Below are 20,172 nucleotides of genomic sequence, written 5' to 3'. Positions count from 1 at the left end.
ACACCCGAGGGGATGAACGCGGTGCCCGGGGTCACATCACCGACCCCAAGGCCCTCGACAACGCCCGCAAGCTCCGTCCTGGACGAGCCATTCCGAACTCCACTTCAGGGCTTCCGGCACGGCTGGTCCGCCGGTCGCCCCTACATTCCCATCGGGGGCCCGGCAGCCTCCCGCTCGGCCCGCAGACGCCTCCGCCGGTCTGCACCGCTTGGGTTTCCTTGAACGGGCCGAGCAGAGCCTTGTAGGAAACACGATTCCTCACTCTTTCGGGCAAGCACGCCACGCTGACTGCCCGCCGAGCACCCGGCATCGACCGTGCGACAGGCATCCGCGTCCGGAACAACCGACGATGTCACAACGCCGTGACATCGTCCGACCATGACCACCAGTGATGTCACGAATACTGCGGAGTCTTCGGCCCGGGAAAGGTTGACGAGACTGCTGGACGGGGTGCGTCCCTGGGACGAGCAGGAGCGCGGACACCTCGCCACGGCGACGCGGTGGGCCGCCGGCACGGAACCGCTGTACCGGACACGGAAACCCGACGTTCCGCCGAAGCATCTGGTCGTCTACTTCGTGGTCTTCGACCAACGCCGTGAGGAACTCCTGCTGGGGGCCCATCGCAAGGCCGGCCTGTGGCTCCCCGCGGGCGGCCACGTCGAACCCGGGGAAGACCCATGGGAGGCGGTCGTGCGTGAATGCCGCGAGGAACTGCACATCCAAGCCGCCCCGGCACGCGACGGCGACCGGAATCCGTTCTTCGTGACGGTCACGCGCACGCGCGGCGAGGGAACACACATCGACGTGTGCCTGTGGTTCGTGCTACGCGGCACCACGGAAGAGATCACCTCCTTCGACGAAGGAGAGTTCGACGCGATCAGATGGTTGTCGCCCCTTCGGGTCCTCGCCGAACCGCAGCACACCCTCGATCCACACATGCACCGCTTCACCCGCAAACTCCTTGCCGCTATCGCCCGCGCGTAGGTGCGCGAACCCACCCGGCAGCCAAGGACCGCGTCGCCGGAGTCAGCGCACCACCGCCCGCGTCGACCGTCGCACAGACAACCCACCCCGGAGGGCTCCACCGGTCCCGCGAGACGACCACCGCACGACACAACGAACTCCACGAAGGGTTTCCATATGGAATCGGCCGCACCCCCCGAAGCCGGATGCCCGGTAGACGTGCACGTACTGCTGCGCCGTGGACCGAAACTGTTGCTCCTACGCCGAAGCCGAACCTCGCCGTACGCACCCGGTCTGTTGTGCCTGCCCTCCGGCAAGGTCGAACCCGGCGAGGACGTCGTCACTGCGGCCGTCCGCGAAGTCGGCGAAGAGACCGGCGTGGCCCTGCACCCCGCCATGCTCCGCTGCGACCTGGTCCTGCAACACCGCCCACCACAGGGGCCGTTGCGCATCGGCTGGTTTTTCACCGCGGAGGGATGGCCCGGCGCCCGCCACCCCGGCGACGTGGACACCGTACGCAACGCCGAACCCCACAAACACGACCAACTCGTCTGGGCGGACCCGGACGACCTTCCCCACGACCTCGTCGCCTACACCCGCGTCGCCCTGGACGCCATCCGCGAAGGAGCCCCCTACGCCCTACACCTCCAGGAACCCCACGACACCGTCCACGACGACGGCCACGCCGCGCAACGCCTGGCCCCGATCCGCGCCGGCGACCACGGGAACGAGCCCCTGCGCCGCGAACTCGGCCTTCGAGCGGCGCCGCGCATGGGCCGCCCGTGGATCTGGCACCCGGACGAGCCCGTGCCCGGTTCGCTGCGCCTCGCGCAGTCATCGGGATGGCTGTTCGCCGACGACGGCCGGGTGCTCCTGGTCGCGGACCAGGGCCTGCTCGCACTACCGGGCGGCGGCACCGAGGACTCCGACGCCGACGCCCTGGTGACGTTGACCCGCGAGGCGCACGAGGAGGCCGGCGCCGCGCTGGGCGCGAGCGCCTACATCGGCTACCTCTACGACCACGACGCGCTGGTCCACGGCGGCGAACCCGTTGCCCGGGCCCGGTACGCCGCCCGCCTCGCCCGCCTCGCGCCGTCCCGGCCGGATCCGGCGACGGACCGGGAATGGCGCCGGCTCCTGGTGGACCCGGCGACCGCCGTCGACCTTCTGGGCTGGGGCCGGGACGGCCTACGGGAGGCACGATCCGCGCAACGCCGCGCGCACGAACTACTCGGTGTCCCGATCGCGGGGGACAGGTCCGTGGCCGAGGTCCCGCGCGACGGAGGCCTGCCGCGGCGGGAGGTCGGGCCGCCACGATGACACCGGGCTGTCGGTCCGGGACCCTGGTCCCGGACCGTCCGCCGGGCCCGTCGGGGGACTCGGGGAAGCAGTCCAGGATCTGCGCCCTTTGTGGCGGGTTCGACGGGATGGCGGCCGCTACTCTACGGCGGTGACAGTGCGCGATGATGCCGCCGGTCGGGTCGAGGACGCCGTGGCGGGCAGGCTCGCCCACGCGTACGGCCTGCGGGCGACGGCCGTCGAGCGCATTCCGTTCGGGGTGGCGGCCGTTCAGGTTTGCGTGGCGGGCGCGGTGGGATTGGGCGTGGGTCGTTGGGGCGAGTTCTGTGAGTGCAGGTGATTCCACCATTGTCGGAGGGGTGCGCTGCCGGTTCCCTTTGCCAGGGAGCCGTCGGGGTTGCGGTCGGGGGTGCCCAGGAGTTGCCGTTCGACGGCGGTCAGGTCGGGGCGCGTGAGGGCGTCGGGGACGGGGTCGTCGATGCATTGGAGCCAGCGGTAGCCGTATTGCATCATCACGGCGATGCGGGGGGCGGGGGAGAGGTTGACGCCCCCGGCGTGCCAGGTGCGGTTCTCGAACACGACGGCGTCACACGGCCTTAGGGATGGGGTGACCGCGTCGGGTGGGTCGATCTCGCCGGGCGGGATTGTCGGCGGCCGGGCGAGGCGGTGGCTGCCGGGGAGGAACATCGTGATGCCGCAGTGCGGGTTGGGTGGGGTGAGGTAGTGGGCGACCTTGACGGCGAGGCGGGGTGTGTTGTCGGCGCCGAGGTCGTCGGTGACGCCGTACATGTCGCGGTGCCATCCGGTGCGTTCGGGGATGCGGATGGTGCGCGGCGGTCCGAAGGGCAGGGCGATGAGGTGTGCGGACAGGAGGTGGATGTTCGGGCTCAGGAGTGCCGTGACCGTCGGCAGGGTGCGCGGGTTGGCCAGGAGGGGCAGGAAGGTGTCGTCGAGGGTGAGGCATCCGCGGAAGCCGTCCTTGCCGTCTCCGCCCCGGTCTCGTCCTCGGGTGAGGTCGGAGGCGAGGAGGCGACGGGCGGCCGCGAGCATGTCCGCGCGGTCGCGGGCGTCGTAGGCGTCACGCAGGACGACGAAACCGCCGTGGTCGAACTCGTCGAGGGCCTCCTGGGTGGGTGGCCGCGCCGGGGTGGTCGTGCGAGAGGAGAGCTGTGCGGTGTCGGTCATCGGCGGGCTCCTTCTACTGGGCTCTGTCGAGCAGTTCCGTGACGAGTCGGGTGAGGGATTCGATGTCGAGGCCGCTGTGGCGGGCGAGTTCCCGCGTGGTGGTCGGGCGTCCTGGGTCGTTGTAGCCGCGGACGTGCAGGCGTGGGCCCGGGTGGCGGCGTCCCAGGAGGGCGTGGATGTCCGCGGTGTTGCCGGTGGTGGCGAGCACGATCGGCGCGTGGGTGGTGAACAGGTCGGTGAACGTGTCGTCGTCCGCGAGGGCGAGGGGGCGGGTTCCGGCCTCGCCGAGGACGGTCAGGTCGTTGATGTGGAGGTATCGCACCCGCGCGTGGGGGTGTGAGTGGTGTACGGCGCCGGCCAGGGCGGTGAGTTGGTGGGCGGGGAGGTCGCCGGCGGAGGCCAGGACGAGGTCGGGTTCGCCGGGGTCGGACAGGTGGGGCCAGCGGGCGATGCCGTGGCGGAGTTCGGTTTCGAGGGTGTCGGTGGGGTGTCGGGTCAGGGGGTGTTTGCCGGTGACGAGGAGGGTGCAGCGGTCGAGCTTGCGCAGTGCGATGGTGAGGTTGGCTGCGGCGCGGTCGGGGTCGGCCGGGGTGAGGACGTGGACGGTGGGGTCGCCTGTGGCCAGGGCGGTGGTGACCAGTCCGGGGTTTTGGTGCGTGAACGTGTTGTGCCAGCCGAGACTGGTGAGCAGATACACGATGGAGGGCAGGGCGGGGAGCCCGGCGTGGCGGCGCACGGCGCGGTGTTTGAGTTGTTGGACGAGCAGGCTGGTGTTGACGGGCGCGAACGCCTCGTAGGTGGCGACGAGGGCATGGCGGCCGGTTTCGGTGTAGCCCTGGGCCCAGGCGTGGCACAGCTCCTCGTTGAGGATTTCGCATGCCCAGTCGGGGATTCGGCCGTGCTCGTGGGTCAGTCGGTTGGAGGCGAGTTCGTCGGGGCTGAACACGCGGAAGGGCCCCTGTGCGGCGCGGTCGTCGAGGACGTCGGGGAGTGAACGTGCGCTGTGGGCGGCGTGGACGCCGGTGGCGATGCAGCCGCGCGGCGCCGGGAGGGGTTCGTCGTCGATCGGTGGTGTCGGCAGGGCGGGGCCCAGGGCGGGGGCGGGGTGGCCGTCAGGGGTGAGGATTTCGGTCGGGCGGTAGCCGGCCAACCAGCGGGTGAGAGCGTGGAGTTGTTCCGGGTTGTCGCGGGGATTGGGCAGCGGCGTCTTGTGGACGGCGGGGGTGCCGGCGATGCGGTGGCCGTCGACGGTGTGGGGTGCGCCGTGACCCTTGGGGAGGGTGACGATCAGGACGCTGGTGGGCCCGGTTGCGTGGAGAGGGCGGGCGAGTTCGAGGGCGCGGTCGAGGGCGTCGCGCAGCTGTGGGGTGTGGGTGGCGTCGGTGTGGACCGGGTGGTGGCCAAGGCCGGTGAAGTAGGCGTCGAGTTCGTCGCGGGTGAGTCCCGCGAGGAGGCTGGGGCCGCCCATGCGTTGGCCGTTGAGCAGGACGACGGGTAGGACGGTGCCGTGGGTGCCGGTGTCGTGGAGTGCGCGGCGGCCGAGCCAGGCGGCGGCGGTGGCGCCGGTCTCGCATTCGCCGTCGCCGATGAGGACGACGGCCAGGCGGTGGGGTGCGTCCAGGACGGTGCCCTGGGCGATGGCCAGGGCCGGTCCGAGCTGTCCGCCGGTGTGGAGGTGTCCGGGGATGAGGGGGGTGATCTCGGTGCCCAGGTCCGGGTGGGGGAAGCCGGTGACCAGGGTGTGCAGTCCGTGGGCGGATCGGGTCAGGGCGGGGTGGGCGGTGCCGAGGCGGCCGGTGAGGTAGGAGTGGGCGAGGGCGGAGGGCGCGGCGTGTCCGGCTCCGTGGAGGACGTCGATGCGATGCGGGGCGTGGGTGGCGCGCTGTAGTGGGCCCAGGGCGGCGAGGACCGCGTTGACCGGGGGGCACACGCCCCAGTGTCCGGAGGGGGCGGGTTTGATGTCCTCGCGGGTCAAGGGGCGCTGCGTACGCGGGTTGTCGCGCAGGTAGAGCTGGGCCAGGCACAGGTAGTCCAGGGCGTCGCGGACCCCGTTGACGGCGGCGTCGGGGGTGCTTTCGCGTGCGGCGGCGGCGATCCGGCTCCACTGGGGTATCGCGGTGTCGGGATGCATGTGGCGGGTTGCTCCTCACCGGTGGGCGGGGTGGTGCAGGGCGGCGGCGACGGCGCGGGGGTGGACGGTCCCTTCGCGCAGAAGGTGGGCGTGTGCGCCGCGGGGGCAGTCCACGATGGTGGCGTGACGGCCCTGCGGGCAGATTCCTCCGTCGAGGACCGCGCCGATCACGTGGCCGGCATGGGCTTGGGTGGCGAGGGCGGCGACGGCGGTGACGGTGAGGGCGGGCAGGTCGTCGGGGCCGGCCGACGGAGTCGATATCGAGGCGACGGCTGCGGCCAGGGGCGCGCCCACGCGCGTGGCGAGGGCGCCGAGAACGCCGGTGGGGCAGGACACGAGGGCGGGGGAGCCGATGGCGGCCGGGGCGGTGCCGGGGTGGGTCCAGGGCAGGCGCAGGAAGAGTTCGCCCGGCCACAGGTGCAGGATCAGGGCGTGCGCGTCGGGCCCGAGGTCGAAGCGCTCCCGTGCCTGGGCGGGTTGGCCGATCACCAGGAGCAGGGGCTTGTCGGGCGGTCGGCGTTTGAGGGTGCCGATGTCCGCGCACGCGACGGGGTCGGCGGCGAGCGCGCACAGCATGTACCAGCGGGGTGTGGGGACGGCGACTATCCGGCCGGCGGCGAGGTGGTCGGTGGCGGTGTCGAGGTCGTCGGGGGCCAGGACGTGCACGCGTGGCTCCGTTCGTCGGGGGTGGCGTGTCGGGCGGCGTGGGCGCGGAGGGTGGGGTATTCCAGCCAGGGGTCGCGCAGCGCGTCGGCCACGTGGGCGTGGTGGTCGGGGTGGGTGACGCGGAAGTACACGATCGGCCGCGGGAGGGGGGTGTGGTTGGTGTCGACGCGGTGCGGGACGAGGTGGTGCATCAGGACGACGTCGCCGGGCGCGCCGAGCAGCGGCGTGCCGGTGCGGGACGCGATGTCGGGTGGTGTCTGGGCGCCTTCGCCGGGTGCGCGTTCGTGGGCGAACCAGTGGGCCATGCGCAGGTGGCCTCCAGGAATGTAGTGCAGGGCTCCGCCGTCGGCAGCCGTGACCGGGGTGAGCAGGACGCCGACGAGCAGGGTGAAGGTGCGCAGTTCGGCCGGGTCCAGGTGGGGGCAGGCGATGCCGTCGACGTGCATGGCCTTGGTCGGCTGCCGCGGGAGCGACCCGGCCGGGGCCGCCGTCCGCCGCGGGACGCGGATCTGGACCTGGGCCGTGGTGACGGGCAACGGGGCGGCGGGGTGCAGGAGTTGTGCGGCGAGGTCGGCGAGGCCGGTGTCGGTGTAGAGGGCGATCAGGTCGCGGTGGTCGGCGAGTTCCGGGGCGAAGGTGCGGTTGGTGTAGGCGACGAGTCGATCGGGGTCGAGGTCCGGTGTGATCGTGTTCCGGTACCAGGCGTCGACCAGGCGCGCGGCCCGGTCCACGAGGCGGCGGTCCGCGTGGGCGCGGCACACCAGGACACCGTCCCGGGCGAAGGTGTTCCGGTCGTCGTCGGTGAGCGCGCTGCGGTGCGCCAAGGGGTCCTCCCTGCGGGGTGTCCGCGCGCCCCGCGGCGTGCGGGGCGCGCGGGTGGTCGTCAGTGCGGGCGGCGGGCGAGCAGGAGTTGGAAGGAGGCGTGCTCGGTCAGGCCCTCGCCGCGGGCGGCGTGGTCGGCGAGGAGGGTGTGGGCATCGCGTTCGAAGTCCGCGGCGCGGTCGGCGAACAGGGCGCGGTTGGCGAACGACGTCGAATAGAGGTAGCCGACGACGTGGTCGGGGGTCCAGGTGCGGACGATGGGGATGTGGTGTTCCTCGACGGCGGAGAACGCCGATTCGCGCAGGACCTCGGCGTACGGGCGGCCGGGGGCGGCGTATGTCGCGCCGGTGCCAGCGCGGCGTTGTTCGCCGAGGTATTCCTGGATGAGGGCGCGCAGGGCGTCGGTCCAGGCGGTGCGCGCGGTCCACAGGCTGCCGTCGCCCATGATCGCGACGGTGGCGCGCGGCGACGTGCACCCGTCGAGGACGCCCAGGACAAGGTCCTGGTCCATCCAGTGGAACGCGCGGGCGGCGGTCACCAGGTCGGCTCGCCAGGACGCGTTCGGGGCGGTGAAGTCCTCCGCGCGGGTGTGATGGCCGTGGAGGGCGGTGCCCGGTCGCAGGCGCGGCCGCAGGTCGGCCTCGGCTTCGGCGAGCATGTCGGCGTCGGCTTCGACGAGATCGATCCGCGCGAACGATTCGTGCAGCGCGGCGGGGACCTGCCCGGTGCCGGTACCCAGGTCCAAAAGGGTGCGCGGTGCGGGGAGTTCGGCCGCCGCGGCGGTCAGGAGTTCCGCGGCTCGGTCGGGGATTCCGGGCCGGTGGGCGCGGTAGTGGGCGGCGGTGCCGGAGAACGTGGTCACCGGGGTGGCTCCTTGCCGGGTAGGGAGTGGGCGATTTCGTGGAGCACGTGCTCCACGGCCGCGCCCAGATCGGGCACGACGGTGACGGTGTCGGGCAGTCCCGTCGTGTATCGGGGGCGGGATCGGGTGATCCACACGGCTCGGGCGCCGGCTCCCAAGGCGCCGGCGACGTCGTAGTCGAGGCTGTCGCCGACGTGGATCAGCTCGCCGGGCGCGACGTGGTGCAGCGCGGCCACGGCGGCCAGCGCGCGCGGGTCCGGTTTGGCGAATCCCAACCGCCAGGACGGGTGATGGGCGCTCAGGTGGGGACCCAGGGCGTCGGTCACCGACATCGCCGACTCCTCGTCGTGTCGGCACACGTTGGACATGGTGACCACCGGTGCCCGCGCCGCGATCGCGGCCACGGCTTCGCGTGCCCCGGGCCACCACGCGAACTCCGGAGGCGTGTGGTCGCGGGGGAACCGGGCCGGGTCGATGCCCAGTTGCGCGCACATCGCACCGACGACGGCCTGCGTGGGGTCGGCGACGTGCAGGTGTCGCTGCACGATGCGTTTGGCCTCGGCCTGCGGGAGGACGGACATGGCCACCAGTCGCCGGGTCAGGCTCGGGCCGCGCGGCGCGCCCAGGGTCCAGCCCACGTCCAGGCTGACCAGCCGGCACGGCGCCCGCCCGGCCCGAGCGGTATCGGGAGGGGGCTTGCTCATGGGCGGGTCAACGATTCGACGATCACGCGGATGCGTTCGCGGCGCACCGGTTCCCCGCGGGCCTCGGCCAGGAACGCCAGCAGGTGTCGCACCTCGATCGGGTCCCGCGAGGCCCAGTCGAGGCCGGCGGCCTCCGCGGCTTCGGCCAGGTCGACGGGAACCGGGGCCGGCCGACCCGCGGCCCGCAGCCGCAGGACACCTTCCCGTACGGGCTCCGGCGCCGCGGGGGCGGGGGCCCCGGTGACCGTCGGCTCCGGAACGGGGTCGGGAACCAGGACGGTGACGTCGTCCAGGGTCAGGACGCGCACGGGCATCGCCGGGGTGCCCGCAAGGGCGAGCATCCCGGACAGGTACGTATCCCGCCCGGTCAGGCGTCGGGTGAGCACGAACTGTTCCTCGCCGCCGGGGCCGGGCCGCCATGCGCCGCTCACGTCCAGGTCCACCGGTGTGCGCGCCATCACCGCTCCTCGTGTGGGATCAGGCCCAGGCCGGGCCGGTCGGGAATGCGGATCGAGCCGTGGTCGGGGACGAAGGTGTGCGTGAACGACGCCTGACGGTGGGGTTCCCACGCCACTTGGTACTCGACCGCGCGCACGACGTCGGCACACGCGGCGGCCACGTGCAGGCCGGGAACGAGCGCTCGGCCGTGCGGGTAGACGGGAACGGCGAAACGGCGGGCGGCCTCCACCAGTTCCATCGCCGCGGTGATGCCGCCGCACCAGAGCACATCGAACGTGAAGGCCGCCGGCGGACACACCGCGAGCAGGCGCCGGGCGTGGTCGGGCGAGGTCACACGCTCGCCGAAGGCCAATCCGACCCCCGAGAGCGACGCCCGTCGGGACAGTTCCGCGTACTCGCGGGTGTCAGTCTCGGCGAGCGGGTCCTCGACCCAGAGCACCGATCGCGGGCCGCTCGCGCGCGCGAACGCGTCGGTGAACGCGATGTCCCAGGTGCCCAGCGCGTCGACCGCGACCGCGCCACCCGCCCAGCACGCCAGCCGGGCGGCGCGTTCGGCCAGCTCCGCGCCGCGGGCCTCGCGTCCGCGGCGCAGGCCCCACTTGGTGAAGGCGAACCCCCTGCCGCCGAGCTCGCGGACCCGATCGCAGGCGTCGACCGCGGCGGTGTCCAGGGACAGCCACGAGGCGTACGCCGGGACCTCGGACGCCGGTTCACGGCACAGCAGCCGAGCCACCGGCACGCCGGCGGCCTGCCCGTGCAGGTCCCACAGCGCGCAATCCACTGCTCCCACCGCGCATTCCCCCAACCCGCGCGCGTGGGGCCCCAACGCGCGCAGCATCACGGCCCGCGTCCCCGCGTGGTCGTCGACGCGCCGCCCGACGGCCAGTCCACCCACGCGGGCCGCGACCAGCGCGGCCACCATCTCGTCCACGGGTCCGTAACAGCCGCGCAGACCACCGGCCCGGGCCACGACCGCGAAGCGCCCGTCACCGGGCGCGAAGGGACCGGGCCCCAGCCCCACGACGTCGACGCTCTCGACCGTGAGCCCCGCCGCTCCCCCCTCAAGGCACTGCGACACCGAGGAGGTCCTCTCCCGCGAACGTGAAGTACCACAGGGGCCGATAGCACTCCCAGGCGATCGGGCGCAGCCCGGTGGGCGCCATGGCGCGTTCGATGTGCGCACGCGCGGTGAGGTAGTAGCCCAGGGACTGGGCGCCGGCGGTGCGCAGCCCGGCCATCAGCACGTTGTGGGCCTGGAAGACCTGGAAGTTCGGGAATGCCGTGACGTGGTCGCGCATGCGCTCGATGCCTCGCGCGAGGTCGGGCAGCGGGTCCAGGCCCACGATGTAGGTGTAGGAGGTGTCCAGGCCGCGGGTCCGGGCGCGGGCCAGCAGGCCCGGCATGTCCCCGGGGCGCAGGTCGGCCTTGGTCGACTTCAGCATCACCGCGCGCCGGGTGAAGCATTCACTGGTCAGGCGCAGCACGAACGGGGCCACCGCGGCGGCGAGCGTGGCGAACGCCTCGTCGCTGCGCAGCACGGAGGTCAGGAAGCCGATGCGGGCGTCGACCCGGGCACGGGTGAGCGCGCCGCGCAGCGCGAGCAGGTGCGCCACCGCGAGGTCCTCGCGTTCGAAGCAACCAGTGGAGACGGTGACTTCGGCGAGTTCGGACAGATCTCGGCGCGGGTGTTGGGCGGTCAGCGCGGCCAGGAGCTGGTCCAGGCCGCGGTCCTCGGCCAGTCGGGGGTCGGCTGCCGCCTCGAGGGTGTTCGGGCAGAACGCGCATCCGGTGCAACGACTGCGCGCGTTCGGATTCAGCGTGACGGCGCGGCCGCCGTCACGGAAATAGCCCCCGACGGCCTCGTCGGCGTCGATCCCCTCCACGTACGCAACGGTTCGCCCGTCTACGACCAGGTCACTCCCGTGCAGGCGAAACGGCGACGCGGGCCGATTGAGCGGAACGATCACCTGCCAGGCGTATCCGGGGCTGCGGACCAGACGCAGCATCACCCGGGCGCGGTGGCGGTCGCGGTGTTCGGACGAGATCCCGAACAGGTTGACGGCGATCAACAGCGCGTCCTCGACCGGGACGTCGTGCGCGAGAGCCTCGCGTTCGATGTCCCGTAATCGGCAGGCCCCGGAGAGGGGACCCGGCGCGGATCGCACTGTTGGCGCGTGGTCGACATCGGTCACGGCGGCAACCCATCCGTCGTCGACACCGGGGCGCCGACGACTTCCTCGCGTTTTCGACTGGCTTCACTACCTCGGAACGGGCGACGGTTGCGCCCGCCACCGAGCCGCGGGGCGGCGGTCCGGGTCGTACCCGTGGGGCACCCGAACCGGTTCGCCCAGGGTGGATGCGCACATTGCGCATCCGCAACCCCCTTCTGCGCATACGTCAAACTCGGTCATCGCCGATCGGTTACGGGCGAATCCGCGGTGTGCTTGCGGACGCCTCGCGGCGGCCGTCACACTGACCGGCGGGAGGAAGGGATACCTCGATGGCAGCACGCCGTTCCACCACCGTGCGCGGACGCCGCCTGGCCCGTGAACTCCGACGCCTGCGCATCGCCGCGGGCCTCACCGGCGAACAGGCCGCGGAACGACTCGCCGCCGTCGGCGGCGCCTGGTCCCACACCAAGATCAGCCGGATCGAGAACCGCAAGGTCGGAGTCCACCACGGCGACGTCCGCGACCTCCTCGACGTGTACGGCGTCACCGACGAGGACCTGCGCCGCGAACTCGTCACCCTCGCCCGCAACCGCCGCGAGATCGGCTGGTGGTACCGCTACCGAGACGTACTGCCCCGCTTCCTCGACAACTACGTCGACCTGGAGAACAGTGCCGGCGCCGTACGCGCCTACCAGGGACAACTCATCCCCGGATTCCACCAGACCCGCGACTACGCCGCGGCCCTCATCCGCGCGCACCACGTCGACCTCGCCGCCGACGACATCGACCGTCTCGTCGACCTGCGCATGCAACGCCAGGACGAGATGACCAAACGCTCCACACCACTCGAACGATGGGTGGTCATCGACGAGGTCGCGCTCCTGCGCCCGGTCGGCGGCGCCGACGTCTTCCGCGCCCAACTCGCGCGCCTGATCGACGCCGCGGAATCACCCAACAGCGTCGTCCAGATCCTCCCCCTCGCCGTCGGCGAACACCCCGCCCTGGACACACCGTTCACGATCCTCGAGTTCCCCGACCCCGAAGCCGACCCCCCGGTCGTCTACCTCGAACACCTCACCAGCGCCTGGTTCCTCGAGGACCCCGACGAGATCCGCGCCTACGGTCGCTGGTTCGACCACCTCATGGTCGCCGCCCTCGACCAGGAGAAATCCAAGAACCTCATCGCCACACGAATGAAAGACCTCGCCTGATGCACGACAACCACCCCGTCACCGACCCGCGCGCCTGGCGCACCAGCACCCACACCAACGGCGGCGGCGCCTGCGTCGAGGTCGCCCCCACCCGACGCGGAATCGACGTGCGCGACTCCAAGACCCGCGCCCGCGCCGAACTCACGTACGCCGCCGAGGCATGGGCCGAGTTCGAAGCCCGCCTCAAGGACAACTGAAGCACCGAGCGACGCTCGAGATCTTCGCGACGAGCTGCGGGAGGGGCGCAGTCGCACCGTTCCGCCCGTCGAAAGGAGACCCGTCGATGCGCTTCGGCACCTACAACCTCTTCAACCTGGGCGGCATACTCGGCCGCGCGGACCACGTCCGGTACGGCCACCTGGTGAACGCGATCCGCGGGATGGACGTCCACGCGCTCGCCGTCCAGGAGATCATCGGCGACGAGCCCGAGGACGGCGCGAAGGTCCTGCTGAAACTGGCCGACGACACCGGCCTGACCTGCACCACCGCGCCCGACCCCAAGACCGGCGCCCCGGCCGGCCCCGCCCTGGCCTCCAGCCAGCACACCTACCACACCGCGATGCTGTGGCATCCCGACATCCAACCCGTTCCCGGTGGTTGGAGGGCCTACAACGGGGCCCCGGATTTTTGGCACAGCATGGCCACCGTCGTCCTCGACGTCGGCGGCAAGAACATCAAGCTGGCCAGCTTCCACGGCGACCCCTTCCGACCCGACTGGCGCTACAACGAGGCCAGGCGCGTGAGTTCCGCCTTCCGCGCCGGCACCCCCGGGGCCATCGGCGCGGACTGGAACGCGATCAGCGCCGACCGGCGCCCCGACGGCACCTACTACGACACCGACCCGTACACCCATCAGGACCACATCGACCTGGAGTACCAGATCGAGTGGCGCGAGGATCCCAGCGAGACGCCCGTGGCCGACCGCCGCGCGAGCGAGGTCCTGCGCCGCAGCGGGCTCTTCGACACCGCCGCCCTCCTCGACACACCGTGGGAACCCTCCAGCGGGCACTGGCCCGACGGGAAGGGTGACCCGGACAAATGGGGCGAGCGGCGAGTCGACACGATCCGCATCACCAGGCACCTCATACCCGGGCTGCGCTCCCACCGCACCATCCGCACCCCGGACACGCTCGCCGGCTCCGACCACCTGCCGGTCGTCGTCGAAGTCGAACCCGAGTAGAGGCGTGATGCGAGACTTCCGGAAGCCCCACCACTGGTCGGCGGTTGAACGCCGTGCCCCCGACCGATTCCTCAGGTTGCGGCGAAGGGGAACTCCTCGACCACCGTCCAGGTATAGGTGCCGGCTGCGGGATCCTGGCGTTGATTCACGAGGTGGACCCGGTCGATGGTGATGTCGACCCGCTCGGGCCGAAGGGCCCGCAACGCTCGATTGAGCCGTCGGTCGTCGAAGTCCTGCCGGGCGTAGCAAATCGTCGAATGTGCCCAGAATTTCACCTCCTCGGGACGAAGGGAGATGCCGGGAACAGCGTTTGTCGCAGCCCGGACGCGTTTGTTGAGCTCGGCCATGCCGGTCTCGGGGTACATCGCGACGGTCACCGCCGTGATGCCGGGCCAGGTGGGGCCGAGTTGCACGGTGAAGGGCCGCATTCCGCGCACCTCCTCCCGCGTCGCGTTCCTCAGTTGCTCCATCTGTTCGTCCGTCACGCGGTGGTGAATGCCCTGGATGGTGGAGTGGAGCCACCGCTCGGGGATGACACCGAGCTTGTCGCCGTACTCGGCGAGCAACTCGTGGTGGGCTCGGACGTACTCCCCGAATTCGGGATGCCGGTCGAAGAGAATCAGGAAGTGGGGACAGGGGCCGCCGGGCCAGATCTTCTGCTTGGTGAAGAACGTCTCCATCGCTACCTTCCGTGTCGGCCCTACGGGTGGGGGAATCGTCAGTCCTGCGTGGTCGGAGTCCGATCCCGGGTCTCGGGCCACTTGTCGGCAAGGACCTCCCGCCACGGGAGTTTGACGATGTGGCGGCCTCCGTTGTGCACGTACACGCGCCAGGCCGTGTCGGTCATGTCGGCGATCCACCGCGGCCCCAGCACGAGCCGCGGGGCGTCGCCGACCGCGAAGTCCACCGCGCCGCGCAAGGAGTCCGCGTCGTAGTCGAAGAACACCAAGAGGTACTTCGCCAGGGCAGCCGCATCGACGGGATCCCCGGTGGCGAGATACCGGTGCAGGAAGGTGCGAACCTTGCCGGTGAAGTATCCGCTGTCGAGGAGCCCGCCCTCGGGCCCGCTGGTGTAGCGGCCGGCGTTGACGTCGTTCCAGAAGTCGATGTCGTCGGGGCCCGGGATCATGGCGAGCAGTTCGAGCATGTGCTCGATGTCCGGGTGCAGGTCGGTCGGTTGGGCCATCAGGTCACGGTCTCCGTTTCCGGTAGAGGGGCGGGCGTGGCGGCCGGCCCCAGGGGGATCGCTGCCACGTTCTGCCAGGTGATGGCCTCGGCCTCGGCCTCGGCCTCGGCGTCGGCGGCGACGTCGACGAGACGAATCGCGCAGCTTTGCATCGGGGCGTGCCCGGGCAGTACGCGAGGCGGCAGTCGTTGGGCCTGATCGGAGTCGGCCTCACCGTTGGCGTAGGCGATGGTCAGGTGTTGGGTGGACCATGGATAACGCGCGGCGTCGGCCCCGCAGACGGTGCGGATGGTCTCGCGGACCGCCTGGTGGAGAGCGGTCGAGGGACCGTCCGGGCTGAGGTCGGCGATCACGCCACTGTAAGTCGCGGCACAAGGCGTGTCCCCCACAGGTGCGGACGTGCGAGCAGCGTGTGCCGTGTTCGCCGAGTCATCCCGGTGTCGCATTCGGCTGTGCCGCGGAGCCCTCAGGTGTGTCCATCGCCAGGATCGCCGGGTGGGCATCACCAGTCGGCGACGGCTGCCCCTCCCCCTCGTGCTCTTCAGGTGCGAGGGCGGCGTCCAGCGCCTTTGCCACGACCCTCAGACGTTCGCGCAGGGCGGCGCCATCGGCGCCGCGCGTCTTGTTGGCGTGGCAGTTGGGGCACAGCGCGATCATGGCGCTCGGGTGGTCACGGCCGCCCGCAGCGTGGTTGTCGATGTGGTCGATCTCCAGAAGGGGCTGTCCTGCCTTGGTCCGGTAGGGCAGGGCGGGGAGCAGGCAGTCGGGATTCTCGCACCGGCCCTCGCTGCGTAGCAGGACTGCCTCGCGTGCGCCGCCGTCGCGCACCCGGTGCTCTCCGGTGGTGGATGCCCGGTCCTGGTCGTGGCCGTTCTCTTCCCGTGCTTCGGCCCGCTGTCGCAGTTCGACGTACCGTGCCCGCCTGGAGACCGTCTTCACGCGCATTCTCCTGCGTGCGAACGGCTCCGCACGCAGGATCGTCTCATTGGGCGTCGTGGCGTAACCCGCCGAGTCGAGCAGCTGTTTCACCCCGTGCCCGGGTCTGTCCACGACTTGGCTCATGCGTGGGCTGCGTGCCCCACGAACCATCTCTGCGGCAATCAGGCCCGCTTCGATTGTCTTTCCCACTCCGACCGAATCACCCGGCAGCATCCTGCGACCAGGCCCGAACTGTCCAAGGACGCCCCGAACGCGCTCCATCCCGGGCGCCACGCGACGTGCTTGCACGTGCTCCAGCCAGACAGGAAGCCAACCTTCATCCATACCGTCCCCCAATGCCACGGCTACGTCTCTTCTCTTCGTAAGATCAGAGCATCGTGCCGAGGGGGATCCTCGCCACGTCGTCCCACCTGATCGTCTTGGCTTGGGCGTCGGCGTTGACGTCGACGAGGTGCACCGCTTCGACGTGCATCGGCGCGTGGCCCGGCCGTACTTCGTTGCGCAGCTTCCTCTGGACTTGATCGGAGTCGCACTCGCTGGCCGCGTACCCAATGGTGAGATGGGGCACCTTGCTGGGGTAGCCCGTCGCGTGGGGTCCGCGTACGGCCTGAATGGCGGCTCGGACGGTCCGATGGAGGTCGTTGAGGGGTTCATCCGGGTGAACGTCGGCGAGCACTCCGCTGTAAGTCGCGGCACGGGACGTGTCCCCCGCAGGTCGTGTCGCTTTCGGGAGCGACGATCGAGCGGTGCGTGTCGTACCCACAGCGGATGCTCGGTGTCGCATTCGAGTGCCTCGCGACGTCGTCGTTGTGTCCAGCCTCACAGTCGTCCTGGCGAAGTCGGCGTGCCGGCGCCGAGCGGAATCGGCGGGGCGACGGACTCCCACGTGATGGTCTTCTCGGACGCGCTGGCGGAGACGTCGACCAGTTCGATGGAGTCGATGTGGAGGGGAGCGTGGCTGGGGCGGACGCGTCGGACGCGTCGGTGGATCTGGTGGAAGTGCTCCAGGGTGACCTCGGCGGTGGCGTACGACTCGGTGAGGTGGAGGACGGCCGTGTCGTAGGAGGTGGCGTCGACGCCCCAAATGGCCTCGAAGGCGCGGGTGGTGGCGGCGCGGAGAGCGTTATGAGGCTCGTCCGGGCCAAGGTCAAAAATCAGCCCCGAGCCGTACGGGAGTGGGCTGCCGACCGTGACGGTGAAGGGCATGGTGGACCGCATCTGCTTGGTCAACTCGGCAACGAGTGCCTGCCGTTCCTCTGCGGGGACTGCGGAGGTGGGCTTTGAGCTCATTTGGTAGAGCGTGATGTGAAACCACTGGTCGCCGACGTGAGCGAGCGGATCGTCCTTGGTCGCGGCACGAACGCCGCTGATGAGCTCGGCGAGTTCGGGATGGCTTCCAAGATCAACAGTGATGTAGGCGTGCAGAAGGGACGGCGTGTTCCCCGCTTCCCACAAGTCCTGCCCCTGCCGGAAGCTGAACGGTTTCATGTCGAGCCAACGTACTGGCTCGGCCCTGAGTGCGTTGGTCGGACTCGGAAGTTCGCAGCGCCCGGAGGCCGGATCGATCGTCTTCGTACGGGTGGAGGTCCGGGCACGATCAGAAGGTGATCGTGCCCGGTGTGTGCAATGGCTGCGACTGGCCAAGTTCCGTCGGACTGAGGCTTCTTGTGGTGCTTCTGCGGCACACGATCCTCGTGGTGCCCTAGAGTTGGCGCCTGTCCCGGCAGCGGTCTTGTTGCCGGGTTTCGTGCTTTGCCGGGCGGAGTTGGATCAATGCGCAATCCGCGGTTGCCGCAACGGACACGGAAGTGCTCGCCGCGTGATCCGAACGCCGGGCCGGTCCTGACCGGCGACTCGCCCCGTCCGCCAAGATCGAGAAGGCGACGAGCATGGCGGTGGTTGGGTGCGTCGGCAGCTGCATGAGCCGTACCGTGCCTTGGCGTTGGAGCAGGCCGGCAGTTTGCGCACGGTGCCGCCACCTGCCGACGCAGGAGTTCGATCTCGGCGTGCTGGGCGAGCAGTCGGGATACCGCCAGGGTCTTGAACTCGGAAAGCTCGACCCGTTTCCTCAGTTCGGCGTTCTCCTCCTTGAGTCGCTCGATCCGGGCGGCCCGCGTGCTCGGCCAGCTCCCGAGGATTGCCTGGTTCACCGAGCACCGCATGGCACATCATGTGACGCGGAAGACTCTCGCCGATGCCTTGGGAGTGTGGGGATGAAGACACGACGTGGCGGCGCGACCGGGCGCAGCCTGCCCGACGCCATGGGGCTTCTGCTGCCCACGGGTGTCTGCGAGTCGTGGTCTGCCGCTGTGGACCGCGCGGCTCGGCTGCTCGCCTCGACCTGGTCGTCACAGCCGAGCACGGCGGACTCCGACCTGGGCACACTGGCGCTGACCCTGTACACGCTTGCCCACGAAGGCGGCGTTGCGGCCGGCACGGTGCAACTCGACGCCGTGCGCGGCGCGTTGAACGGCCGGACCGGTTACCGCGGCGAGCCCGCTGAGCTGAGAGACCGCATCCACGCGGTTCTGCGCGACGCCGGCCACACCGCCGCGGACGATGCGATTTCGCGCCTGCGCGCGCAATTGGTGAACCAGTGGGAGCCCGCGGAACCGATGAGCGACATGGAGCCCGGCCCGTCGGCCCTGCGGGGTGCGGTGGAGCGGCTGTCTCGAGTCCTGGACCGGGTGTCGGTCGTGGAATCCCCGACGGCGCCGGAGCCGACAGGCCCGCTGCGTGTCGCGGTCGCGGGAGTGGTGCGGGTCGTCACCGTCCGCCCCGGCAGTGGCGCGATGCTGATCGTCGGATGCGCGGTGTGCAAGCGGCAGGCGGGAAGCGTCCTGAGCGTGGACGGTGGCAGCGTCACGTTCGAATGCCCCGCGGGTCACACGGGCACTCCCCGGATCCTCGACGCGGTCCGGGTGCGCAACGCGGTGCGCAACGTCGAGGTCTTCGGGGGTGGCATCGCGGGTGATCTGTCCGTGGCCGGTGTCGACATGAGCGAGGATTACGACCCGTGGGGCCGCTGCTTCCTTCGGTAGGGGATACCACTGCGCCCCGGGACACGCGTCTTTGAGGTGTTGTGGCCGGACGCGACGTAACGGCGTGCCCTCGGGCCGCCTTCGAGCATCGGGAGTCGTTGATGGGGCAAGTTGGGGTGGTACGGGCGACCCCCGGCGCGTGGGGTGACGCCGTTTTGCGTGCCAGTGCTGCGACCCACGGGACACGGCCCGGCGGGCTGCGCGAGGACAGTTGGGACGACGTCGCCATCCGGGACATCCTGGCTATGGCCTTGTACGCGCTGCACCTGCGTGACGGGCTGCCGGTGGATGAGGTGTGCTGGGAGTCGGCGTTGTGGCATCTGCGGGACGATCGGTGTCTGATCGCGCTTGTGGAAGCCGAACTGCCTCGCGCCGGTCACCACCTCGTTCCGGTGAACGATGCGGGCGGGTCCACCGATCCGGTGACCCTGCGGTGGATCTGGTTGAACCGGACCTGGGACCCCACGGCGCCGTCGTCCTCCTTCAACGGTCCGTCCTCGTCCCCGAACGGTCTCCCGTGCACGCCGGACGAGTCGTCGCCCGAGCCGCGGTGGGACGGAATGACCCGGGGCATCGGCCGAGGACTGCCGGACCCGGCCGTGGAGATCTGTACCCACTGGGCCGCCGGCGTCATCGAGGACACGCTCGCTGCCAACGGCCGCGCACTTGATACCCACCAACGCGTGCGGGTGACCTCGGGCCCTCTGGCGGACCAAAACGGGTATGTGCGCCAGACGAGTTGGACCTTCGACGACGATGCCCGGATCGTCACGGGCCCCGCAGGCTACGTCGTCGATCTCGACGACATCGACGGCATGCGGTACATCGCCCGACACGACCTGGCCCCCGGCGCGGACCTGCGATGGCCCGATCGGACACCCGGCTCGCTCAAGGATCGCCCGTCGCCCTCGCTCGACCTCGCGAGCCGGCCCGGGCTCTCCTGCGCGCAGGACCTCGCCCAGATTCTTGGACGCGCCTCGAACCCGGAAGTCGTCCCCGACGCACTGCGCGAACACATCGCCTCGGGGAGTGGCCATCACCACCTGGAACTTGATCACCAGGCCAGTCCTCGGCCCGATCGCCGGACCTGGCGGGTGCTCATGCACTGGTACCAGCACACCGACTCGCTCCAGTACGATCCGCGCGCCGCGCTGTGGGAGGTGGAGATCAGGACGCACCTGAAGGACGAACCCACGCACCACCTCGCGCTCACCGAAGAGGACGCGGAGCGGATGGCCCTCGGACACATCGGGTAGCGCGGCGGACCGGCCGCCGACCGCGCGAGCGCGTACCCCGCACTACGCAAATCCTCGTGCTACAGCGGTTGTTCAGTCCCGGGGCGGGCACCGTCCG

Annotated in this window: 22 protein-coding genes; 7 read left to right on the top strand and 15 right to left on the bottom strand. The window is 70.8% G+C overall.

Translation table 11 applies throughout. From position 1 onward, the window contains the following. Positions 1-378 precede the first annotated feature (378 nt). Both ACMXN5_RS49445 and ACMXN5_RS49440 read left to right on the top strand, forming a co-directional pair. The gene (locus ACMXN5_RS49445) at positions 379-984 is read left to right on the top strand and encodes an NUDIX hydrolase (RefSeq protein ID WP_439681582.1); all 606 of its coding nucleotides are present in this window, start codon (positions 379-381) and stop codon (positions 982-984) included. 156 nt (positions 985-1,140) lie between these two features. Continuing rightward, a complete protein-coding gene (locus ACMXN5_RS49440; protein ID WP_439681581.1) occupies positions 1,141-2,283 on the top strand; it encodes an NUDIX hydrolase in 1,143 nt (380 codons plus the stop codon). Positions 2,284-2,532: 249 nt separating this feature from the next. Here ACMXN5_RS49440 and ACMXN5_RS49435 read toward each other — a convergent pair whose 3' ends face one another. From ACMXN5_RS49435 to ACMXN5_RS49395, 9 genes are read right to left on the bottom strand one after another with little or no spacing between them, the layout of a single operon-like run. Beyond that, positions 2,533-3,447, bottom strand: a complete 915-nt coding sequence (locus tag ACMXN5_RS49435) for a phytanoyl-CoA dioxygenase family protein (protein ID WP_439681580.1) — start codon at positions 3,445-3,447, stop codon at positions 2,533-2,535. Positions 3,448-3,460: 13 nt separating this feature from the next. Next, positions 3,461-5,578, bottom strand: a complete 2,118-nt coding sequence (locus tag ACMXN5_RS49430) for a phosphoketolase (RefSeq protein WP_439681579.1) — start codon at positions 5,576-5,578, stop codon at positions 3,461-3,463. 15 nt (positions 5,579-5,593) lie between these two features. Beyond that, complete coding sequence (locus ACMXN5_RS49425; RefSeq protein WP_439681578.1) at positions 5,594-6,244, bottom strand: L-threonylcarbamoyladenylate synthase; 651 nt, start codon at positions 6,242-6,244, stop codon at positions 5,594-5,596. Beyond that, complete coding sequence (locus tag ACMXN5_RS49420; RefSeq protein ID WP_439681577.1) at positions 6,181-7,068, bottom strand: phytanoyl-CoA dioxygenase family protein; 888 nt, start codon at positions 7,066-7,068, stop codon at positions 6,181-6,183. Before ACMXN5_RS49420 ends, ACMXN5_RS49425 begins: the two co-directional genes overlap by 64 nt. Before the next feature lie 59 nt (positions 7,069-7,127). After that, the gene (locus tag ACMXN5_RS49415) at positions 7,128-7,928 is read right to left on the bottom strand and encodes a class I SAM-dependent methyltransferase (RefSeq protein ID WP_439681576.1); all 801 of its coding nucleotides are present in this window, start codon (positions 7,926-7,928) and stop codon (positions 7,128-7,130) included. Next, positions 7,925-8,632 (bottom strand): HAD hydrolase-like protein, encoded by a 708-nt coding sequence (locus tag ACMXN5_RS49410; RefSeq protein WP_439681575.1) that lies wholly within the window; start codon positions 8,630-8,632, stop codon positions 7,925-7,927. Before ACMXN5_RS49410 ends, ACMXN5_RS49415 begins: the two co-directional genes overlap by 4 nt. Continuing rightward, positions 8,629-9,090 (bottom strand): hypothetical protein, encoded by a 462-nt coding sequence (locus tag ACMXN5_RS49405; protein ID WP_439681574.1) that lies wholly within the window; start codon positions 9,088-9,090, stop codon positions 8,629-8,631. Before ACMXN5_RS49405 ends, ACMXN5_RS49410 begins: the two co-directional genes overlap by 4 nt. Further along, positions 9,090-10,169, bottom strand: a complete 1,080-nt coding sequence (locus tag ACMXN5_RS49400) for an enolase C-terminal domain-like protein (protein ID WP_439681573.1) — start codon at positions 10,167-10,169, stop codon at positions 9,090-9,092. The genes ACMXN5_RS49405 and ACMXN5_RS49400 overlap by 1 nt, the downstream gene beginning before the upstream one ends. Further along, the gene (locus ACMXN5_RS49395) at positions 10,153-11,283 is read right to left on the bottom strand and encodes a hypothetical protein (protein ID WP_439681572.1); all 1,131 of its coding nucleotides are present in this window, start codon (positions 11,281-11,283) and stop codon (positions 10,153-10,155) included. Before ACMXN5_RS49395 ends, ACMXN5_RS49400 begins: the two co-directional genes overlap by 17 nt. Positions 11,284-11,591: 308 nt before the next feature. On the opposite strand from ACMXN5_RS49395, the gene ACMXN5_RS49390 reads away from it, so the two are divergent. From ACMXN5_RS49390 to ACMXN5_RS49380, 3 genes are all read left to right on the top strand, one after another. Next, entirely contained in the window at positions 11,592-12,473 is an 882-nt protein-coding gene (locus ACMXN5_RS49390; RefSeq protein ID WP_439681571.1) for a helix-turn-helix domain-containing protein, read from the top strand. Further along, a complete protein-coding gene (locus ACMXN5_RS49385) occupies positions 12,473-12,670 on the top strand; it encodes a DUF397 domain-containing protein (RefSeq protein ID WP_439681570.1) in 198 nt (65 codons plus the stop codon). The genes ACMXN5_RS49390 and ACMXN5_RS49385 overlap by 1 nt, the downstream gene beginning before the upstream one ends. An 86-nt stretch (positions 12,671-12,756) precedes the next feature. Beyond that, positions 12,757-13,653 carry an endonuclease/exonuclease/phosphatase family protein gene (locus ACMXN5_RS49380; RefSeq protein WP_439681569.1) on the top strand — a complete coding sequence of 299 codons (897 nt, stop codon included), beginning with the start codon at positions 12,757-12,759 and terminating at the stop codon, positions 13,651-13,653. Positions 13,654-13,724: 71 nt separating this feature from the next. Here ACMXN5_RS49380 and ACMXN5_RS49375 read toward each other — a convergent pair whose 3' ends face one another. The 6 genes from ACMXN5_RS49375 to ACMXN5_RS49350 all read right to left on the bottom strand — a co-directional run bounded on the left by ACMXN5_RS49375 (position 13,725) and on the right by ACMXN5_RS49350 (position 17,266). Continuing rightward, positions 13,725-14,333, bottom strand: a complete 609-nt coding sequence (locus ACMXN5_RS49375) for a 2'-5' RNA ligase family protein (RefSeq protein WP_439681568.1) — start codon at positions 14,331-14,333, stop codon at positions 13,725-13,727. Between the two features lie 38 nt (positions 14,334-14,371). Beyond that, positions 14,372-14,839, bottom strand: coding sequence for a hypothetical protein (locus tag ACMXN5_RS49370; RefSeq protein ID WP_439681567.1), 468 nt, complete (start codon positions 14,837-14,839; stop codon positions 14,372-14,374). Then, positions 14,839-15,192 carry a hypothetical protein gene (locus tag ACMXN5_RS49365; protein WP_439681566.1) on the bottom strand — a complete coding sequence of 118 codons (354 nt, stop codon included), beginning with the start codon at positions 15,190-15,192 and terminating at the stop codon, positions 14,839-14,841. The genes ACMXN5_RS49370 and ACMXN5_RS49365 overlap by 1 nt, the downstream gene beginning before the upstream one ends. Positions 15,193-15,268: 76 nt before the next feature. Then, positions 15,269-15,868 carry an HNH endonuclease gene (locus ACMXN5_RS49360; protein ID WP_439681565.1) on the bottom strand — a complete coding sequence of 200 codons (600 nt, stop codon included), beginning with the start codon at positions 15,866-15,868 and terminating at the stop codon, positions 15,269-15,271. Positions 15,869-16,145: 277 nt separating this feature from the next. Continuing rightward, entirely contained in the window at positions 16,146-16,562 is a 417-nt protein-coding gene (locus tag ACMXN5_RS49355; RefSeq protein ID WP_439681564.1) for a 2'-5' RNA ligase family protein, read from the bottom strand. A 35-nt stretch (positions 16,563-16,597) separates the two neighbouring features. After that, positions 16,598-17,266, bottom strand: coding sequence for a 2'-5' RNA ligase family protein (locus tag ACMXN5_RS49350; RefSeq protein WP_439681563.1), 669 nt, complete (start codon positions 17,264-17,266; stop codon positions 16,598-16,600). 725 nt (positions 17,267-17,991) lie between these two features. Here ACMXN5_RS49350 and ACMXN5_RS49345 point away from each other — a divergent pair. Both ACMXN5_RS49345 and ACMXN5_RS49340 read left to right on the top strand, forming a co-directional pair. After that, positions 17,992-18,819 (top strand): hypothetical protein, encoded by an 828-nt coding sequence (locus ACMXN5_RS49345; protein WP_439681562.1) that lies wholly within the window; start codon positions 17,992-17,994, stop codon positions 18,817-18,819. 155 nt (positions 18,820-18,974) lie between these two features. Next, the gene (locus tag ACMXN5_RS49340) at positions 18,975-20,075 is read left to right on the top strand and encodes a hypothetical protein (protein ID WP_439681561.1); all 1,101 of its coding nucleotides are present in this window, start codon (positions 18,975-18,977) and stop codon (positions 20,073-20,075) included. Positions 20,076-20,172: the final 97 nt, after the last annotated feature.

Source organism: Embleya australiensis (genome assembly GCF_051903075.1).
Taxonomy (GTDB): Bacteria; Actinomycetota; Actinomycetes; order Streptomycetales; family Streptomycetaceae; genus Embleya.
The sequence above is the reverse complement of the archived record's forward strand: the minus strand, read 5'-3'. Positions and strand labels throughout refer to the sequence as shown.

Coding starts and splice junctions, on each gene's coding strand:
- ACMXN5_RS49445 (WP_439681582.1), top strand. CDS start 379: ATGACCACCAGTGATGTCACGAATACTGCGGAGTCTTCGGCCCGGGAA.
- ACMXN5_RS49440 (WP_439681581.1), top strand. CDS start 1,141: ATGGAATCGGCCGCACCCCCCGAAGCCGGATGCCCGGTAGACGTGCAC.
- ACMXN5_RS49435 (WP_439681580.1), bottom strand. CDS start 3,447: ATGACCGACACCGCACAGCTCTCCTCTCGCACGACCACCCCGGCGCGG.
- ACMXN5_RS49430 (WP_439681579.1), bottom strand. CDS start 5,578: ATGCATCCCGACACCGCGATACCCCAGTGGAGCCGGATCGCCGCCGCC.
- ACMXN5_RS49410 (WP_439681575.1), bottom strand. CDS start 8,632: ATGAGCAAGCCCCCTCCCGATACCGCTCGGGCCGGGCGGGCGCCGTGC.
- ACMXN5_RS49405 (WP_439681574.1), bottom strand. CDS start 9,090: ATGGCGCGCACACCGGTGGACCTGGACGTGAGCGGCGCATGGCGGCCC.
- ACMXN5_RS49390 (WP_439681571.1), top strand. CDS start 11,592: ATGGCAGCACGCCGTTCCACCACCGTGCGCGGACGCCGCCTGGCCCGT.
- ACMXN5_RS49385 (WP_439681570.1), top strand. CDS start 12,473: ATGCACGACAACCACCCCGTCACCGACCCGCGCGCCTGGCGCACCAGC.
- ACMXN5_RS49380 (WP_439681569.1), top strand. CDS start 12,757: ATGCGCTTCGGCACCTACAACCTCTTCAACCTGGGCGGCATACTCGGC.
- ACMXN5_RS49375 (WP_439681568.1), bottom strand. CDS start 14,333: ATGGAGACGTTCTTCACCAAGCAGAAGATCTGGCCCGGCGGCCCCTGT.
- ACMXN5_RS49370 (WP_439681567.1), bottom strand. CDS start 14,839: ATGGCCCAACCGACCGACCTGCACCCGGACATCGAGCACATGCTCGAA.
- ACMXN5_RS49355 (WP_439681564.1), bottom strand. CDS start 16,562: ATGCGACACCGAGCATCCGCTGTGGGTACGACACGCACCGCTCGATCG.
- ACMXN5_RS49350 (WP_439681563.1), bottom strand. CDS start 17,266: ATGAAACCGTTCAGCTTCCGGCAGGGGCAGGACTTGTGGGAAGCGGGG.
- ACMXN5_RS49345 (WP_439681562.1), top strand. CDS start 17,992: ATGAAGACACGACGTGGCGGCGCGACCGGGCGCAGCCTGCCCGACGCC.